Origin of the sequence: Chitinophaga sp. (assembly GCF_036566945.1) — a bacterium.
Taxonomy (GTDB): domain Bacteria; phylum Bacteroidota; class Bacteroidia; order Chitinophagales; family Chitinophagaceae; genus Chitinophaga.
Map to the genome: position 1 here is coordinate 1 of NZ_DATCVJ010000374.1, position 1,599 is coordinate 1,599.

Annotated in this window: 1 rRNA gene; it reads right to left on the reverse strand. The window is 52.0% G+C overall.

Going from position 1 to position 1,599, the window contains the following annotated elements:
* A 23S ribosomal RNA gene (locus VIP81_RS10940) occupies positions 1 to 1,599 on the reverse strand; the annotation flags it as partial.

Sequence of the window (1,599 nt, forward strand, 5' to 3'; positions counted from 1 at the left end):
CCCTACCTGTCTGGTTGCCCAGACAGATAGCCCGCTTATCCCGAAGTTACGCGGGTAATTTGCCGAGTTCCTTCAGCACACTTCGCTCAAGCGCCTTGGTATTCTCTACCAGTCCACCTGTGTCGGTTTAGGGTACGGTCTATACGCGGGAGCTATTTCCTGGGACCGCTTCGAAGCCCCTCCAATCCAATAAGGAGGAACAACACACGCGATCCGTCACTACCCGCAGGCCCACGAATATTAACGTGGTTCCCATCGACTACGCCTTTCGGCCTCGCCTTAGGGGCCGGCTAACCCTGCTCAGATTAACTTTAAGCAGGAACCCTTGGACTTTCGGCGAGGGAGTCTCTCACTCCCTTTATCGTTACTCATGTCAGCATTCTCACTTCTGATACCTCCAAAGGCCCTCACGGGTCCCTCTTCAACGGCTTACAGAACGCTCCGCTACCACTTGCAGTAAACTGCAAATCCACAGCTTCGGTGTATGGCTTGAGCCCCGGTACATTTTCGGCGCAAAGACCCTTATTTAGACCAGTGAGCTGTTACGCTTTCTTTAAATGATGGCTGCTTCTAAGCCAACATCCTGGTTGTTTTGGGATCCTCACATCCTTTCCCACTTAGCCATAACTTAGGGACCTTAGATGGTGGTCAGGGTTGTTGCCCTCTTCACGACGGACGTTAGCACCCGCCGTGTGTCTGCCGATTAGTACTCTTCGGTATTCGGAGTTTGGTTAGGTTTGGTAAATCGGTCAGATCCCCTAGCCCATCCAGTGCTCTACCCCCGAAGGTATAAAATCGACGCTCTACCTAAATAGATTTCGCGGAGAACCAGCTATCTCCAAGTTTGATTGGCCTTTCACCCCTAGCCACAAGTCATCCCAATCTATTGCAACAGATGCGGGTTCGGTCCTCCAGTAAGTGTTACCTTACCTTCAACCTGCTCATGGCTAGATCACTTGGTTTCGGGTCTAATCCAACGAACTGAACGCCCTGTTCAGACTCGCTTTCGCTGCGCCTACACCTACCGGTTTAAGCTTGCTCGTCACACTAAGTCGCTGACCCATTATACAAAAGGTACGCTGTCACCCAGAACAAATCTTGGGCTCCAACTGTTTGTAGGCATTCGGTTTCAGGATCTCTTTCACTCCCCTTGTCGGGGTGCTTTTCACCTTTCCCTCACGGTACTGGTTCGCTATCGGTCATGCACGAGTACTTAGGCTTGGAGAGTGGTCTCCCCATGTTCAGACAGGATTTCACGTGTCCCGCCCTACTCAAGGACTTTTATTCGCATTACGTGTACGGGGCTGTCACCCACTTTAGCCACCCTTTCCAGAGTGTTCCACTTGTCTCATAAAAGCCACTGGCCTGGTCCGCGTTCGCTCGCCACTACTTACGGAGTCTCGTTTGATGTCCTTTCCTCCGGGTACTTAGATGTTTCAGTTCCCCGGGTTCGCTTCTAACCCCTATGTATTCGAAGGTCAGATACCTTATTACGATATCTAGAAAGTTGAATTGTTCTCGCTGTTTCAAAAGCGCTCACGCGCCGTATCGTCCCTGCCGGGACGGGCGCTGCGCGGACGCGCGGCAAAAGCCGCGACG